The organism is Mycobacterium sp. NPDC051804, from assembly GCF_044452905.1.
In the GTDB taxonomy this organism is placed as follows: domain Bacteria; phylum Actinomycetota; class Actinomycetes; order Mycobacteriales; family Mycobacteriaceae; genus Mycobacterium.
In genome coordinates this window covers 1-1329 of sequence record NZ_JBITCD010000025.1, presented here as the reverse complement: position 1 = coordinate 1329, position 1329 = coordinate 1, and the positions used below count along the sequence as shown (strand labels likewise).

1 protein-coding gene is annotated in these 1329 nt (G+C 63.1%); it reads right to left on the bottom strand.

Going from position 1 to position 1329, the window contains the following annotated elements:
• Positions 1-52: 52 nt before the first annotated feature.
• The gene (locus tag ACIA48_RS30270; protein ID WP_396740011.1) at positions 53-1246 is read right to left on the bottom strand and encodes an integrase core domain-containing protein; all 1194 of its coding nucleotides are present in this window, start codon (positions 1244-1246) and stop codon (positions 53-55) included.
• Positions 1247-1329: the final 83 nt, after the last annotated feature.

Genomic DNA, 1329 nt, shown 5'->3' with positions numbered 1-1329 from the left:
TGTGGTGTCTCGGGACATCGCTGACACTTATGTCTCGGGACATCGCTGACACTTATGGTGCCGGTTTGGGCTCGCGGGTGCGGTATGTCCGCGTGCTTTTGTCGCCGCGTTGGTGTCGGCGGGTGGGGTCGGCGGTGAAGTCTCGAACGAGGCGATTGCCGCTGTAGATCGTGATGTGGTCACCGTCGCGGACGCTGAGGCATACGTGCCCGGCCCAGCGGAGTCCGACATTGACACGGTAGGGCGGTACATAGAGATTGCCGCTCACCTCGTCGACGACGTGGCGGGATACGCACACCGGTGCCGGTAGGGGACGCTCGGCTGGGCGGGCTTTGAGGGTGGCATGAAACGCCTCGGCCGGAGTCGCTCCACCTAACGCACAGTGGGGCCGACGTTGGTTGTAGAAGTTACGGAACTCCTCGAGCAGAGCGTCGAGTTCAGCGACGGTGGCCACCGGGTCGCGGACGGCCAGCCATTTCTTCAGTGTCTGCCAGAACCGCTCGATCTTGCCGCAGGTCTGCGGATGAAAAGGTGTCGAGTTGATGGTGCGCACACCCAGGGCACGCAAGTTGATCTCGAAGGCCGATGCATGAGCGTGGAATCTGCCGGTGTAGACGATTCCGTTGTCGGTCAACGACATCGAGGGGATTCCACACTCGTCGACGCCAGCCATGATGACCGCCCAGACAAGGCTGCCGTCGGCGTCCCCGGCGCACGCACGCAGCCCTACGACGTAGCGAGAGTGGTCATCGAGGCTGCCCGCGACGGCTACCGCACTGCCATCGGCCAATGACCAACCGGTCCAGTCAGACTGCCAACACTCGTTGGGCCGATCGAAGCAGAATCGTTTGGTCGCCGACTTCGGCCGCTTCTGCGGCTGTGGGTTGATCGCCCCGCGACGAGTCAGGATCTGCCACACCGTCGATACCGAGGGCACCGCGACGCCCTCGCGCTGCAACGACCACACGATCGACTGCGCACCGTGATCTAGGCCCGCCTCGATCAACTGCTTACGCCGCAACACGATCAGGTCTTCCACCTCGACAGGGGTCTGCCCGGGCGAGGTCAGCGGGCGACGCGAACGATCCTGCAGCCCGTCGATTCCCTCGTCGCTAAAACGCTTGCGGAACTTGTAGAACGTCTCCCGGCTGATCCCGTTGTCCCGGCAGAACTGCGCCACGTTGTCGATCTGGCCGGCCAGTGCCGCAGCCATCCGAATATCCATCGCCGTCACCTTCTGGGCCATGAACCATCCTGCTCACGGCCCTACTTAGGTGTCAGCGATGTCCCGAGACATCAACCTGTCAGCGATGTCCCCGAACAGAACAG

Bases quoted from the DNA above. Each gene is read 5' to 3' on its own strand.
- ACIA48_RS30270 (WP_396740011.1), bottom strand. From the start codon at position 1,246: ATGGCCCAGAAGGTGACGGCGATGGATATTCGGATGGCTGCGGCACTG.